Annotated in this window: 10 protein-coding genes and 2 pseudogenes; 5 read left to right on the forward strand and 7 right to left on the reverse strand. The window is 69.8% G+C overall.

All coding sequences use genetic code 11. The features are described from left to right. Positions 1-27 precede the first annotated feature (27 nt). From meaB to GCN81_RS15415, 3 genes are read right to left on the reverse strand one after another with little or no spacing between them, the layout of a single operon-like run. Positions 28-1,050 carry a methylmalonyl Co-A mutase-associated GTPase MeaB gene (gene meaB, locus GCN81_RS15405; RefSeq protein WP_156725176.1) on the reverse strand — a complete coding sequence of 341 codons (1,023 nt, stop codon included), beginning with the start codon at positions 1,048-1,050 and terminating at the stop codon, positions 28-30. Between the two features lie 13 nt (positions 1,051-1,063). Next, positions 1,064-3,274: a methylmalonyl-CoA mutase gene (gene scpA / locus GCN81_RS15410; RefSeq protein WP_156725177.1), complete on the reverse strand. Its 2,211-nt coding sequence runs from the start codon at positions 3,272-3,274 to the stop codon at positions 1,064-1,066. Continuing rightward, positions 3,274-5,082, reverse strand: coding sequence for a methylmalonyl-CoA mutase subunit beta (locus GCN81_RS15415; RefSeq protein ID WP_156725178.1), 1,809 nt, complete (start codon positions 5,080-5,082; stop codon positions 3,274-3,276). Before GCN81_RS15415 ends, scpA begins: the two co-directional genes overlap by 1 nt. 175 nt (positions 5,083-5,257) lie before the next feature. Here GCN81_RS15415 and GCN81_RS15420 point away from each other — a divergent pair, with 175 nt between their 5' ends. From GCN81_RS15420 to GCN81_RS15430, 4 genes and pseudogenes are all read left to right on the forward strand, one after another. Continuing rightward, complete coding sequence (locus GCN81_RS15420) at positions 5,258-7,366, forward strand: nuclease-related domain-containing DEAD/DEAH box helicase (protein WP_156725179.1); 2,109 nt, start codon at positions 5,258-5,260, stop codon at positions 7,364-7,366. A 371-nt stretch (positions 7,367-7,737) separates the two neighbouring features. Then, positions 7,738-7,836 (forward strand): annotated as a pseudogene (locus tag GCN81_RS32740) (DUF2278 family protein); the annotation flags it as partial. A 64-nt stretch (positions 7,837-7,900) separates the two neighbouring features. Further along, complete coding sequence (locus GCN81_RS15425; RefSeq protein WP_267904589.1) at positions 7,901-8,407, forward strand: DUF2278 family protein; 507 nt, start codon at positions 7,901-7,903, stop codon at positions 8,405-8,407. A 159-nt stretch (positions 8,408-8,566) separates the two neighbouring features. Beyond that, on the forward strand, positions 8,567-9,370 hold the full coding sequence (locus GCN81_RS15430) for an alpha/beta fold hydrolase (protein WP_197287650.1): 804 nt from the start codon (positions 8,567-8,569) through the stop codon (positions 9,368-9,370). A 102-nt stretch (positions 9,371-9,472) separates the two neighbouring features. On the opposite strand, the gene GCN81_RS15435 is transcribed toward GCN81_RS15430, so the two are convergent. The 4 genes and pseudogenes from GCN81_RS15435 to cysD form a co-directional block, all read right to left on the reverse strand. After that, on the reverse strand, positions 9,473-10,057 hold the full coding sequence (locus GCN81_RS15435) for a TerD family protein (RefSeq protein WP_156725181.1): 585 nt from the start codon (positions 10,055-10,057) through the stop codon (positions 9,473-9,475). A gap of 180 nt (positions 10,058-10,237) precedes the next feature. Next, positions 10,238-10,529, reverse strand: a pseudogene (locus GCN81_RS15440) (TIM-barrel domain-containing protein); the annotation flags it as partial. 54 nt (positions 10,530-10,583) lie between these two features. Then, entirely contained in the window at positions 10,584-11,882 is a 1,299-nt protein-coding gene (locus tag GCN81_RS15445) for a sulfate adenylyltransferase subunit 1 (protein WP_156725182.1), read from the reverse strand. Next, positions 11,882-12,796 (reverse strand): sulfate adenylyltransferase subunit CysD, encoded by a 915-nt coding sequence (cysD, locus tag GCN81_RS15450; RefSeq protein ID WP_156725183.1) that lies wholly within the window; start codon positions 12,794-12,796, stop codon positions 11,882-11,884. Before cysD ends, GCN81_RS15445 begins: the two co-directional genes overlap by 1 nt. Positions 12,797-13,041: 245 nt before the next feature. On the opposite strand from cysD, the gene GCN81_RS15455 reads away from it, so the two are divergent. Then, positions 13,042-14,325, forward strand: coding sequence for a trans-sulfuration enzyme family protein (locus GCN81_RS15455; RefSeq protein WP_156725184.1), 1,284 nt, complete (start codon positions 13,042-13,044; stop codon positions 14,323-14,325). Positions 14,326-14,332: the final 7 nt, after the last annotated feature.

Raw genomic sequence — 14,332 nt, forward strand, 5'->3', positions numbered from 1 at the left:
GCCCCAGGTACCTGGAGGAACCGGATCTCAACCGTCCTCGGGGCCGCTGACGTGGCCTGAGCTCAGGCCACGCCCCTCGCGGAAGACGCCCAGGATGCGTTCGGCCGCCAGCGTCGCGGTCAACTCGCCATCCCTGACCTGCTGTTCCAGTGCGGGCGCCATGTCTCGTACGGCCGGGTCGGCGTTCAGGCGGCCGAGGAGTTCGTCGCGGACCATGTTCCAGGTCCAGTCCACCTGTTGATCGCGGCGTTTCGCGGCGAGCCGCCCGGTGGACTCCAGCAGCGCGCGGTGCTGCTCGAGGCGCTCCCAGACCGTGTCGAGGCCGGTCGATTCCCGCGCGCTGCAGCTCAGCACGGGCGGCGTCCAGAACGCGTCCTGGCCGTGCATCAGGCGCAGCGCGCCCGCCAGTTCGCGGGCGGCGGAACGGGCGTCACGTTCATGCGGGCCGTCCGCCTTGTTGACGGCGAGTACGTCGGCCAGCTCCAGGACGCCCTTCTTGATGCCCTGCAACTGGTCGCCGGTACGGGCCAGGGTGAGCAGCAGAAAGGAGTCGACCATGTTCGCGACGGCGGTCTCGGACTGGCCGACGCCGACCGTCTCGACCAGGATCACGTCGTAGCCCGCGGCCTCCATCACCACGATCGACTCACGGGTCGCCTTCGCCACTCCGCCCAGCGTTCCCGCGGTGGGCGAGGGACGTACGAAGGCCGCGGGGTCCACCGCGAGGCGTTCCATCCGGGTCTTGTCGCCGAGGATCGAACCGCCGGTGCGGCTGGAGGACGGGTCAACGGCCAGGACGGCCACCCGGTGCCCGAGCCCGGTCAGCAGGGTGCCGAACGCGTCGATGAACGTCGACTTCCCCACGCCGGGCACCCCGCTGACGCCGATACGCCGGGCGCGCCCGCTGTGCGGAAGCAGCTCGGTCAGTAAGGCCTGGGCCAGTGACCGGTGTTGCGGCCGGGTGGACTCGACGAGGGTGATGGCGCGGGCGATGACCGCCCGCTTGCCGTCGAGTACGCCCTTCACATAGGTGTCGAGGTCGAGTGCCATGGTCTTCGCGGCCTCAGAGGTCGTGGCCGAGATCGGCGGACAGCCGCCGGACCAGGTCGTACGCCGCGTCCGGGATCACCGTGCCCGGTGGGAACACGGCCGCCGCGCCCATGTCCAGCAAGGTCGCCACGTCCTGCGGGGGAATCACCCCGCCGACCACGACCATGATGTCCTCGCGGCCCTCCTCCGCGAGTTGCTCGCGCAGCGCGGGTACGAGGGTGAGGTGCCCGGCGGCCAGCGAGGAGACCCCGACGATATGCACGTCCGCCTCGACCGCCTGGCGGGCGACTTCAGCCGGGGTCTGGAACAGCGGGCCGACGTCGACGTCGAAGCCCAGGTCGGCGAAGGCGGTCGCGATCACCTTCTGGCCGCGGTCGTGGCCGTCCTGGCCCATCTTGGCGACCAGGATGCGCGGTCGGCGGCCCTCGGCCTCGTCGAACGCGTCCACCAGCTCCCGGGTGCGGACGACGGACGGGGACTCGCCAGCTTCGTTGCGGTACACACCGGAGATCGTACGGATCTGGCTCGCGTGCCGTCCGTACACCTTCTCCAGGGCGTCGGAGATCTCCCCGACGGTCGCCTTCGCGCGAGCCGCGTTCACCGCGAGTTCCAGCAGGTTGCCCTCGCCCCCGGCGGCCCGGGTGAGGGCGTCCAGCGCGTCCTGGCAGGCACGCTCGTCGCGCTCGGCGCGCAGTCGCCGCAGCTTCTCGATCTGCTGCGTGCGGACGGAGGAGTTGTCGACCTTGAGGACATCGATCTGCTCGTCGGTCTCGACGCGGTACTTGTTCACCCCGATCACCGGCTGCTGTCCGGAGTCGATCCGGGCCTGGGTACGGGCCGCGGCCTCCTCCACGCGCAGCTTGGGGATACCGGCGTCGATGGCCTGCGCCATGCCGCCCGCCGCCTCGACCTCCTGGATGTGCTGCCAGGCCCGGCGGGCGAGGTCGTACGTCAGCTTCTCCACGTAGGCACTGCCGCCCCACGGGTCGATGACCCGGGTCGTGCCGGACTCCTGCTGGAGCAGCAACTGGGTGTTGCGGGCGATACGCGCCGAGAAGTCGGTGGGCAGGGCGAGCGCCTCGTCGAGCGCGTTGGTGTGCAGCGACTGCGTGTGGCCCTGGGTGGCCGCCATCGCCTCGACGCACGTACGCGTCACGTTGTTGAACACGTCCTGCGCGGTCAGCGACCAGCCCGAGGTCTGCGAATGAGTGCGCAGGGAGAGCGACTTGGCGTTCTGCGGATCGAACTGCTTCACCAGCTTGGCCCACAGCAGCCGGGCCGCCCGCAACTTGGCGATCTCCATGAAGAAGTTCATGCCGATCGCCCAGAAGAACGACAGCCGGGGCGCGAACGCGTCCACATCGAGCCCCACCTCCCGACCGGCCCGGATGTACTCCACCCCGTCCGCGAGCGTGTACGCCAGCTCCAGGTCGGCTGTCGCGCCCGCCTCCTGGATGTGGTAGCCGGAGATGGAGATGGAGTTGTAGCGGGGCATCCGCTGCGAGGTGTAGGCGAAGATGTCGGAGATGATCCGCATCGACGGCTTCGGCGGATAGATATAGGTGTTGCGGACCATGAACTCCTTGAGGATGTCGTTCTGAATGGTCCCCGCCAGCTTCTCCGCCGGTACTCCCTGCTCCTCGGCCGCCACGATGTACAGCGCCAGTACGGGCAGCACAGCGCCGTTCATCGTCATCGACACGCTCATCTTGTCCAGCGGGATACCGTCGAAGAGCTGGCGCATGTCGTAAATGGAGTCAATGGCCACACCCGCCATGCCGACGTCACCCGTCACCCGCGGGTGATCGCTGTCGTACCCGCGGTGCGTGGGCAGGTCGAAGGCGACGGACAGGCCCTTCTGGCCGGCGGCCAGGTTGCGCCGGTAGAAGGCGTTGGACTCCTCGGCGGTCGAGAAGCCCGCGTACTGGCGGACCGTCCACGGCTGGTTGACGTACATCGTCGGGTACGGGCCGCGCAGATACGGCGCGATACCCGGACGGGTGCCCAGGAAGTCCAGACCCTCCAGGTCCTGCCCGGTGTAGAGCGGCTTGACCGCGATGCCCTCCGGGGTCTCCCAGCGCGGGTCTTCCCCGTCGGTCGCTCGCTTGACCGCCGTACGCCACTCATCAGGGCCGCCGCTGGCGGCGGGGGTCCCCAGCTCGATGCCGGAGAAGTCAGGGATCGAGGGGTTCTCGGGGATCGCCCCCGTCGGACGGTCTCCCATCAGGACACTCCCATACGGTCGAGGGCGGCGGAGAGTACGGCGACGGCATCACAGCCAGCGAAGACATAGGTGTCCACACCCGCGTACGGCCCGGGGCGGCCGGCCAGGAACACCTGCTCGGCACCCGCCGACCGGAACCGCTCGGTCAGGGCCTCGGCCTGCTCCTCGTACAGTGCGTCGCTGGAGCACAGGCAGACCTCCCGCGCCCCGCTCTCCTCGAACCCGCCCTCTGTGACGGGCTCGATGCCGCCCGCCTGGAACAGATTGGCGGCGAAGGTGAGGCGGGCCGTGTGAGCGGCGGCGGGACCGAGTGCGGCCAGGTAGACGCGGGGCCGGGCCCCGGTCGCGGCGAGGTGGGCGTCGGAGCGGGCGCGCAGCGCTTCGAACGCCTCGTCGCGTCGCACGCGCGGCAGGCCGCCGGAGGGCGGCTCGGGCGCGGGAGCGCGGACGACCGGCTTCTCCGTCAGATGCGGGAACTCGCTGACACCAGTGATCGGTTCGCGGCGCTTGGCCAGCTTCGCGCTCCGCAGTGACCAGGTGTCGGCCAGCCGCTCACGGATCATCCCGGAGCGCAGGGCAGCCTCCTGGCCACCGGCCCGCTCGATGCTCTGGAAGAACTCCCAGCCCGCGTGGGCGAGTTCGTCGGTGAGCCGCTCCACGTACCAGGAGCCGCCCGCCGGGTCGATCACCCGCGACAGATGGGACTCCTCGATGAGGATCGTCGAGGTGTTGCGGGCGATACGGCGCGCGAACGCGTCCGGCAGGCCGAGCGCGTCGTCGAAGGGCAGCACGGTGACGGAGTCCGCGCCACCGGCCCCGGCGGCCAGCGTGGCGATCGTCGTCCGCAGCATGTTCACCCAGGGGTCGCGGCGCGTCATCATCACCGGCGAGGTCACCGCGTGCTGGCGCTGCGCGCCCGCCTCCGAGGCCCCGCAGGCTTCCGTTACGCGGGCCCACAGCCGGCGCGCCGCACGCAGCTTGGCGATGGTCAGAAACTGGTCGGCGGTGGCCGCGTACCGGAACTCCACCTGGGCACAGGCCTGTTCGATACTGAGCCCCGCAGCGGTCAGTTCCCGCAGATACGCGACCCCGGTCGCCAGCGAACAGCCCAGCTCCTGGGCGGCCGAGCCACCGGCCTCGTGGTACGGCAGCGCGTCCACCGTCAGCGCCCGCAGCCCCGGGTACCCCTCGGCGCAGCGCCGCGCGAGGGCCGCCACCGGCGCGAAGCCGAAGGCCTCACCCGTACGGGCCTCGTGGCCCAGCGGGTCCGCGCCCAGGTTGCCGCGCGCGGCCTCCTTGCCGACACCCCGCTCCTCGTAGATCCGCAGCAGCTCCGCCGCGGCCGACGCGACGTCACTGCCAGCGTCCAGGACGACCGGCGCCAGATCGAGATAGACACCCTCCAGGACTCCGCTGAGCGCGGGCACCGGAATGCCGTCCTCGCCGACGACCAGCCAGAGGGAGCTGACGCCGTTCTCCAGGTCGGCCAGCACCGCGCCGCCGTCCGCCGCGGCGTGCCGCTGGCGTACGTCCCAGCCACCGACGGTGTTGCCCTCCGCCCGGCCGCCGCGTACGAACGGGGCGAAACCGGGCAGGCCGGGTTCCGGCGCCGCGTCGCGCGCGGTGTACAGGGGCTGGGTGCGGAGGCCGTCCTCGAGCAGGGTGGACAGGGCGTCCTCCGCGGCGGCTCCGGAGACCTCCTTGCCCGCTTTGCGCAGGACACCCTCCACGAGACCTTGCCACTGCTCATGGGTCGCGTCGGGGAACTCGGCGGCGAGCGAGAGCCCGTCGTCAGGCAGGACATTCATGCTCGGATGTTAGGCCAGATTAACAAGCGAGCAGCAGGGTGATCGACTGTGACGTTCTTCTCTTGAAAACCGGCCTGGAGTGCGCTTGCACGCCCGACGCGAGGTGCACGCGCCCTGCCGCAGCGGTTGCCGTCCGTCCTATGATCACTACTCCGCGTACGAGGGGGCTGAGTGCATGGCGGCAGGCGGGTCGGCGTCGCGACGGGCGCAGGAAGCGCGGCGGCAGGAACGGCTGCTGCGGGAGCAGTGGCAGGCCGCCCGCCAGCAGGCGCGGCAATGGGAAGCGGCGAGCGAGGGCGAACGGCTGGTCGCCGCACAGCTGTTGGTGCTCGCGGAGCGCGGGTGGCGGCTGCTCGTGGATCGCCGCTGGCCCGGGACACGTACCGCGAACGTGGACATGCTGCTGGTGGGGCCGGGCGGGGTCTTCGTCATCGACGTCAAGAACTGGCGCGCTGCTCCCGTGGTCACGGACGGCAGGCTCCGTGCCGGGGGCGAGCCACGAGATGACCACGCGGTGAAGTTGCTCGCGGTCACGAAGGCCGCCGAGGGCGCGGTCGCGGCGCTCGGCTTGTCCCCAGTGGCGGTTCAGCCGCTCATGGTGTTCGCGGGACAACGGGTCGACGCCATGCTCGGCCGGATCAGGATCCTGGGCGAGCACGAGGTGGGGTCCGCGCTGCTGTCGGAGCGCAGCAGACTGCGCGGGGAGTCCGTCCGCGCGATCGCCGACCATCTGGAACGGGTCTTCCCCGACTACGAGGGATCGACGGTCACGCGGCAGGCACCGCCGCCAGCGCCCGGGCCGCCCGTGCCGGAGAAGGCGCAACAGGCTGTGTCTGACGGACTGTTCGACCTGGAGGGTTTACGGGACGCGGCCGTGGAAGAGGCGTTGCGGGCCCCGATCGAGCAGTGGATGACCTTCCTCCATCCCGATCAGGTCGCGCTCGTACGCCGCAACTGGTCGGGACCGGCCCGCATCAGCGGCCCGGCGGGCACCGGCAAGACGGTAGTCGGGCTGCACCGCGCGGCCCACCTCGCCAGGCGCGGCGGCGGCCGCGTCCTGTACGTCACGTTCGCCAACAACCTCCCGCGTGTACAGGGCACGTTCCTCACGACCATGGCCCCGGCGACCGCCGACCGCGTGGACTTCTGCAGCCTGCACTCCTGGGCGCGGGAATTTCTCCGGGAACGCGGCGTCCCCGTACGGCTGCACAGGGAGAAGGCCGAGACCGCCTTCAGCCTCGCGTGGAAGCACGTCGGACGTGACAGCCGCCTGGCCGAGATCGACCCGGCGCCACCGTACTGGAGCGACGAGATCGCCCACGTCATCAAGGGCCGCGGCATCACCACCTTCGACGAGTACGCGACCGTCCCCCGGCGCCGCCGCAGGGCGAGCCTGCGTCGCCCGCACCGGCAGGCGGTGTGGGCGCTGTACGAGGCGTACGAATCGCTGCGCGTCGAGCGCGGTGTGCACGACTTCAACGACGTCCTCTCGCTCGCCCTGGCGGAAGCGGCGCGTCACAGGGCCCGGCCCCCGTACGCGGCCGTCATCGTGGATGAGGTGCAGGACCTCACCCTCGTCGGGGTACGCCTCCTGCACGCCCTCGTCGATGACGCCCCCAACGGACTGCTCCTGGTCGGCGACGGCCAACAGGCCGTCTACCCGGGCGGGTTCCGCCTCGCCGACGCGGGCATCGACATTCGCGGGGACCGCGGACAGGTGCTGCGGACCAACTACCGCAACAGTAAGCAGATCCTGGACGCGGCACTCACGGTCGTGGCCGACGACGCCTTCGAGGACATCGACGGCCTGCGGACACCCGGCCGCCGCGATATCGACCTCACGTACCACGACGGGCAGGTGGTCCGTGTCACGGAGCCCACCGTGGACGCCCACGACCGCCTGCTCCTGGACGCCTTGCGTGCGCTGCCCGACGGCGCGCGAGCCGACGCCGCCGTGCTGTGCCCTTCGATGAAGGCCATCGGCCACTACCGGCGACTGCTCGCTCAGGCGGACATTCCGGTATGCCTGCTGGAGCACTACGACGGCCGCCCTGTCGACGCGGTCAAGCTGGGCACGTACCGCAGGGCCAAGGGCCTGGAGTTTAAGCACGTGTACCTGCCGCGACACGACGCCGCCCTGCCGAACGGAGCATCAGCGGGCGGCTCCGGCGTCGCGGACGTGCCCGAAACGGCGCGGGAGCGTGAAGAACTGCTGCGCAGCCAGCTCTTCGTGGCGATGACGCGCGCGCGTGACACGCTCTGGCTGGGCAGCGTCGGGGGGTAGGCGCGGCCGGGTGGCGCACCCCCCGATAGTGCGCCACCCGGCCTGGATCAGCTGTTCAGCCCGTCAGCTCGTCAGCTCGTCAGCTCGGGCGCTGGTCAGGAGGAGTTGGCCAGCCTCCTGAACGCGGCCTGGGTCCCCGATCCGGCGATGCCGTCGATCTCGCCCTTGTAGCCGTGGGGCCGCAGACCGTGCTTCTGGAGCTTCTTGGCCTGTGCGCGGTGTTCAGGCCGAGGTGTGCGGGCGGCGCGGTCTACGCACCGGTGGCGATGTGACCTGCGGGTCCGCCATCCCGACGGGGAATCCCATGGGACGCGAGAAACGGGGTGCGGTGGTCACCGCCTGGCTCCCGTCGCGGTGGTTGACTGGGCGTCATGCCGCTCGATGCCTATGGCGTGCTCTCCGGAATCCTGCGCCACCACTTCCGCGACCGCCCCGACACACAAGGCCGCTGGTTCCACGTCAACCTCGAGATCGACGCGCCCGCCGGGAGCTACCGCTGCGCCGTCGACGTGGACAGTAAGCAGTCCGCCACCGGTGCGGTGGAAGGTGTTCACGCTGGCCGCCCAAGCCCTCGGCCCCGTCGGCGGGCTGCCGCAGGGCTACCACGAACTCACCCGGGCCCCCGGCTCCGGTGCCCTGGACTTCATCCGCCACCCGGCCCTCGCCGCCAAGCCTGGCTGCGCCTTCCCGACGAAGCTGCCGCTCCCGTTGCAGAAGCTGCTCGGCCCTCTCTTCTCGCCCCGCCCCTGGACCGCGGGCACCAACCTGGATGCCGCCCGCGCCCTGGAACCCATCCTCGTACCCGGCCGCCGCGTGCTCGTCTTCGGCGAGCCCTTCGAGTCGCCGGACCTCGGCATGCACAACATCCACCAGAACCAGGGCGACCCACTCGGCAGCCAGTGGTGGGACGAGAACGGCATCTGGCAGGACGGAGCCACCCTCACCCGCAGGGACGACGGCCGGTACGACGTATTCCTGTCCAAGTTCTCCACCCAGACCGACCACACCGACGAGGACGGCCACCCGACACCGGGCAGCTGATCACCCCGCCTGACCACCCGACCGCGCAGGCGGGGGGCGGGCTTCACGTCAGCATCGTCACCCGGGCAGCTCTTGCCGCCCCTTCGGCTGATGATCTCTCGTGATTCTGTCTGCTCGTTGTCCACCCAGAGCACGGGCGGACGGCGCAGACTTCCGCGCATGGCTGAGCTTCTCGCGACATCCACCACTGGCCCGCCCATCACAGCTCTCGACGACGGTGAAGGGCCGACGCTGCTGCTCGTTCACGGAGGCGCAGAAAGCGCCACGTCCTGGGACGGCGTGACGCGGGCGTTGATCGACGATTTCCGGGTGGTCAGGATCGTCCGTCGCCTCTACGCCCCCGGGGCGAGCATTGCTCCGACACACTCCATGGCCGCCGAGGCGGAGGACATTCTCGCGATCGCCGGACTCCTCGACCCGCCCGTACTCCTGGTCGGACACTCCTCAGGGGCCGTGGCCGCGTTGGAAGCCGCTTTGCGAGCGCCCCGGATGCTGGCGGGCTTGTTCCTTTACGAACCGCCGGTGCCCACCCGGTCATTGGCCGGTGGGGAGGCGGCCCGGCGCGCCCGCGAGGCCCTCGCCGCAGGCGATCCCCGGGAGGCGATGCGGATCCATCTGCGTGACATCGCCCAAGAACCCGCGGAGGTGGTGGAACGGCTGACCGCGGATCTGACGGCAGGGGCCGCGTTCACCTCGAAGGTGGCCGCGGGGCTCGCCGACATCGGCGCGATCGACGCGCTCGAGATCGGCGTCGACCGCTTCAGGACGCTCGACGTGCCGACCACCCTGGTGGAGGGTGACACAAGCCCGTCCCGCCTGCGGGAGCGACTGGCTGACCTGGCGATCGCCCTGCCGAACGCGCGGGTCGTCACACTTCCCGGCCAAGGTCACCACGCTCACCTCACGGCCCCCGAGACACTGGCGGGCACGATCCGGGAGTCGGCGGAGCGGGTCTTTGACTGAGACAGCCCGTCACGACGTTCCCTGACGCGTCCCCGCGACCTCTGATGATGAAGGGCTTCCAGGAGCCTTGATCACCAGAGGTCGCGGGGCCTGGGCCTGACGCTACTTGCTGACGGCGAAGCGCATCAGGGCGTGCTCATCACCCTGCTTGATCTTCCCTGTCGTGTTGATCACTTCGAGCTTCCAGCTGTCACCGGCGCGCACGGCCTTGGCCACGGCGCAGCCGTTGTCCTGGGTGAGCAGGCTCGGCCAGATGTCGGCGACCTGCGCGATGCTGCCGCCGGTCGCGTCGTACACCTTGAAGCTGATGTTGCGCGCCTTCTGGAAGGAACTGCCCTTCTTGAAGGCGGCGGCGACGAAGACGATCGACGTGATGTGTGACGGTATCCGCGCGAACTCGACGGTCACCGTCTCGTCGTCGCCGTCCCCGTGCCCGGACTGGTTGTCACCGCTGTGCACCAAGGAGCCGTTGCCCATGGGGTCGAGGGAGTCGAGGCCCGCCAGGCGTACCGGGTCCCCGCCGTTCATGGCGATGGCGATCAGGTCGAGATCGGTGCCCGACTTGCGGCGGAGCTTGCCGATCACCCCGCCACTGGTTCCGGCGGTGGGGTCCCAGGACACTCCGATGGACAGATGGGTCACCCCGTCCAGGTCCGCGGGGCCAGCTTCCTTCGTGAGCGTAATCATGCGTGAGTCATCCTCTGGGTGACGGGACTTCGACACGCAAAGTGTGCCTGGTATCTCCGGTGATACGCGAACGCGCCTCAACTTTGCCCGTCGGCGACCGCCGACGGGCGGGCAACGGGCCGCCAGGTTCAGGTGCCTGCTTCGGGCGGTGAGAAGAAGCCGAGAGTCTCTGGGGGCCTCCGAGGCGCCGGCCAGGCGGGTGTGCACGGTCGACTGCACCCAGCGCTTGAACACGGCCGGGGTCGGGGTGCCCTCGAAGCCGCCGATGTCATGGCTCCAGAAACCGAAGCCGGACAGGCCGAGGGAGAGTCCGCCGCGCAACGACTCGGCCATGGGGCCGAAGTGGGACTCGCAGTCGCCGCCCCCGTGGACCGGGTACTGCTGGGCCGCCCGCCGTGGCGTAGCGGGCGAACAGCAGCGCCTCGCCCTCGCCTCGCTCGGCGCGCAGCAGATCGAAGACGGCCTGGTGGAAGGGCGGGGAGAAGGGCCGGGGAGAAGGGGAGAGGGCGCGGAACCTGCCGGGCTCCTACCAGAAGGTGGTGTCCCCGACCATGCCGGCCGTCAGGGTGCTGCCGTCCATGGGGTCGATGAGGAGGAAGGAGCCCGTCTGGCGGGAGTGTGCGTAGGGGTCGACGGCCAGGGGTTCGGCGGTGCGTAGGACGACATGGCCGATGTCGTTGGCGACGAGGCGACCGGGCCGGGGGAGTGGGGAGAGGTCGTCGAGGGTGAGCCGGGAGGGGATCTCTCTCACGATGGCCGCGACGGTGCGGGTGGTGTGCCTGAGCAGGACCCGTTGCCCCTCGGTCAGGGGGGTGTCGTGGAGGTGGCAGACGGTGGCGTGCAGGTCCTGGCTGGGTGTGGGCGGGGCGTCCGGTGAAGCGATGAGGTCGCCGCGGGAGATGTCCAGTTCGTCGCGGAGCCGCAGTGTCACCGACTGGGGAGCGCAGGCGATGTCGACCGGTTCTCCGAGGGCGTCGATGCCTTCGACGATGGTGGTGTGTCCGGAGGGGAGGACGGTGACGGGCTGTCCGACGCGCAGGACGCCGGAGACTAGTTGGCCCGCGTAGCCGCGGTAGTCGGGGCTCTGCGATCGGATGACGTACTGGACAGGGAAGCGGGGCACGCCGTCGGAGGGGGCGTGGGCGACCGGTACCGTCTCCAGATGCTCCAGCAGGGTCGACCCGGCGTACCAGTCCATGGTGGCCGAGGGTTCGACCACGTTGTCCCCGGCCAGCGCGGAGAGCGGGATCGTGGTGATCTCCGGGACGCCGAGGGAGGCGGCGTAGCCGGTGAACTCGGCCGCGATGGCGGCGAAGACGGGTTCCGCGTAGTCGACGAGGTCCATCTTGTTGACCGCGAGGACGACATGGGGGACGCGTAGGAGCGTGGCGATGGCGGTGTGGCGGCGGGTCTGTTCGACGACGCCGTTGCGCGCGTCGACCAGAATCACCGCCAGTTCCGCGGTGGAGGCGCCGGTGACCATGTTGCGGGTGTACTGGACGTGCCCGGGGGTGTCGGCCAGAACGAAGCGGCGTCTGGGGGTGGCGAAGTAGCGGTAGGCGACATCGATGGTGATGCCCTGTTCGCGTTCGGCACGCAGCCCGTCCGTGAGAAGGGCGAGGTCGAGGGTGCTCTGGCCGCGGTTGCGGGAGGAGTGCTCGACGGCTTCCAGCTGGTCGGTCAGGACGGACTTGGAGTCATGCAGGAGACGGCCGACGAGAGTGGACTTGCCGTCGTCGACGGAGCCGGCGGTGGCCAGCCGCAACAGTGAAGTGGCCGACGCGGCCGGGTCGGTGTCCAGTGCTGTGGTGGTGGGCCGGGTCATCAGAAGTACCCCTCGCGCTTGCGGTCTTCCATGGCCGCTTCGGAGAGCTTGTCGTCGGCCCGCGTGGCACCACGTTCGGTCAGGCGGGAGGCGGCGATCTCCGCGATGACCTTCTCGACGGTGTCCGCGGTGGAGTCGACGGCACCGGTGCAGGACATGTCGCCCACGGTGCGGTAGCGGACCTGGCGGATCTCGGTGCGTTCGCTGTCCTTCGGTCCTCCCCACTCGCCAGGTGCCAGCCACATGCCGCCCCGCGCGAAGACCTCGCGCCGGTGGGCGTAGTAGATGGCGGGGAGTTCGATCCCCTCACGGGCGATGTACTGCCACACGTCCAGTTCGGTCCAGTTGGACAGGGGGAAGACCCGGACGTGTTCGCCAGGGGCGTGGCGGCCGTTGTAGAGCTGCCACAGCTCGGGGCGTTGGCGGCGTGGATCCCAGCCGCCGAACTCGTCACGCAGAGAGAACACGCGCTCCTTCGCGCGGGCCTTCTCCTCGTCGCGGCGGCCGCCGCCCAGGACAGCGTCGAACTTGTTGGCCTCGATGGAACGCAGCAAAGGCAGGGTCTGGAGGGGGTTTCGGGTGCCGTCGGGCCGCTCGCGCAGTTCACCGCTGTCGATGAACTCCTGCACGGAGGCGATATGCAGGCGCAGTCCGTGCTTGACCACGGTCCTGTCGCGGTAGGCGATCGCTTCGGGGAAGTTGTGGCCGGTGTCCACATGCAGCAGAGCGAGCGGAAGAGGTGCGGGAGCGAAGGCCTTGAGCGCCAGGTGGAGCATGACGATGGAGTCCTTGCCGCCCGAGAACAGGAGCACCGGACGGTCGAACTCCCCGGCGACCTCCCGGAAGATGTGCACACCTTCCGACTCCAGTACATCCAGATGACTCAGTGGAAACCTGCTGCCTCGCAACAGCATCTGGTGGGACGCGTTCCTCACTCCAGCCCCCGTTCTGCGGATTGTCGAGTCGGGCGGAGCACGGTCGTGGAGATCGTGCCGCGAAAGTCACCTGGCCCCTCCCGAAGTGCCCGTGTACTGCGCGTACGTGTCCTGGCGGCGATCCTCGCGGCCTCGTGCCGTACGCCGGTAGTCAGGGATTCCCCTGGGGCGCGCTGAAGGGTGGGCCACTTTACAGTGACAGCCACTCACGCGAGAGGAGCGTCGTGGCCAGATCCCAAGGCAACGCCCCCGAACCGGGCAGCGGCAAGGAGTGGACGGACAGCCTGTCCAGGGGACGCGTTCCGGGACCGAGGCTGGACCAGCAGCGGGTCGTGGACGGTCGGGGCCTGGGCACCCGTAGTGTGCACGCGGGTACTTACGAGGACCCCGGCACCGGCGCGGTGGGCACACCGGTCTTCCAGACCACGACCTTCCGGTTCACCGAGGACACCTACGCCGCGTTCGACCAGGGGCACATTCGGGACGTCCCCATCTACGGGCGGTACGGCAGCCCCAACCAGTGGACCGTGCAGGAGAAACTCGCCTCGCTGGAGAACACCGAAAGCGCCATGGTCTTCTCCTCGGGGATGGCCGCCATCACCACCACGCTACTCGCGCTCACCAACCACGGCGGCCACATCGTGAGCAGCCGGGACGTGTACGGCGGAACGTACAACCTGCTCCGTGAGGACATGCATCAACTGGGCCGCACCGTCACCTTCACCGATCCCACGGACATCGACGCCGTCCGGGCCGCAGTACGTGACGAGACGCAGGTCCTGTTCTTCGAGTCACTCACCAACCCCCTCCTCAAGGCCGTCCCGCTCGTCGAGTTGGGGAAGCTCGCCCGGGAGCGCCACCTGCTCCTGGTGATCGACAACACCTTCCTCACGCCGATCCATCTGCGGCCGCTGGAACACGGCGCGCACCTCGTGATCCACAGTGCCACCAAGTACCTCAACGGTCATAGCGACGTGACGGCCGGTGCGGCAGCGGGACCGCGGAAGTACGTCGACAGGATCTGGGCTCAGATGCTCAAGTTGGGCGGTTCGCTGGACGCCGGGATGTGCTTCCTCCTTGAGCGCGGGCTCAAGACGCTCGCACTCCGGATGCGGCAGCACCACACGAACGCGACCGCGGTCGCGGCCATGCTCGCGGAGCATCCCGTGGTGCACCGGGTTCACCACCCCTCCCGTCCGGACTACCCCTGGACCTGGCTTCACGAGGTGTGCCCCGGAGGCTGGGGCGGCATGGTCTCCTTCGAGCTGAAGGGCGGGGACGAGGCGGCGCTCAAGCTGCTTGACCGGCTGCGTCTGCCGGTGGTGGCGACCAGCCTTGGCGGTGTCGAGTCGCTTGTCAGCCTGCCGTTCAACACCTCGCACAGCTTTCTGACCGAACGTCAGCGGGTGGAGGTCGGCATCGCGCCGGGGCTGGTGCGTTTCTCGGCCGGCATCGAGGACACCGAGGACCTGCTCGAGGATCTCGACCAGGCCCTCGCGGGTCTGTGAGACAAGG

The organism is Streptomyces apocyni, from assembly GCF_009739465.1.
GTDB lineage: Bacteria > Actinomycetota > Actinomycetes > Streptomycetales > Streptomycetaceae > Streptomyces > Streptomyces apocyni.

Coding starts and splice junctions, on each gene's coding strand:
- meaB (WP_156725176.1), bottom strand. CDS start 1,050: ATGGCACTCGACCTCGACACCTATGTGAAGGGCGTACTCGACGGCAAG.
- scpA (WP_156725177.1), bottom strand. CDS start 3,274: ATGGGAGACCGTCCGACGGGGGCGATCCCCGAGAACCCCTCGATCCCT.
- GCN81_RS15415 (WP_156725178.1), bottom strand. CDS start 5,082: ATGAATGTCCTGCCTGACGACGGGCTCTCGCTCGCCGCCGAGTTCCCC.
- GCN81_RS15420 (WP_156725179.1), top strand. CDS start 5,258: ATGGCGGCAGGCGGGTCGGCGTCGCGACGGGCGCAGGAAGCGCGGCGG.
- GCN81_RS15430 (WP_197287650.1), top strand. CDS start 8,567: ATGGCTGAGCTTCTCGCGACATCCACCACTGGCCCGCCCATCACAGCT.
- GCN81_RS15435 (WP_156725181.1), bottom strand. CDS start 10,057: ATGATTACGCTCACGAAGGAAGCTGGCCCCGCGGACCTGGACGGGGTG.
- GCN81_RS15445 (WP_156725182.1), bottom strand. CDS start 11,882: ATGACCCGGCCCACCACCACAGCACTGGACACCGACCCGGCCGCGTCG.
- cysD (WP_156725183.1), bottom strand. CDS start 12,796: ATGCTGTTGCGAGGCAGCAGGTTTCCACTGAGTCATCTGGATGTACTG.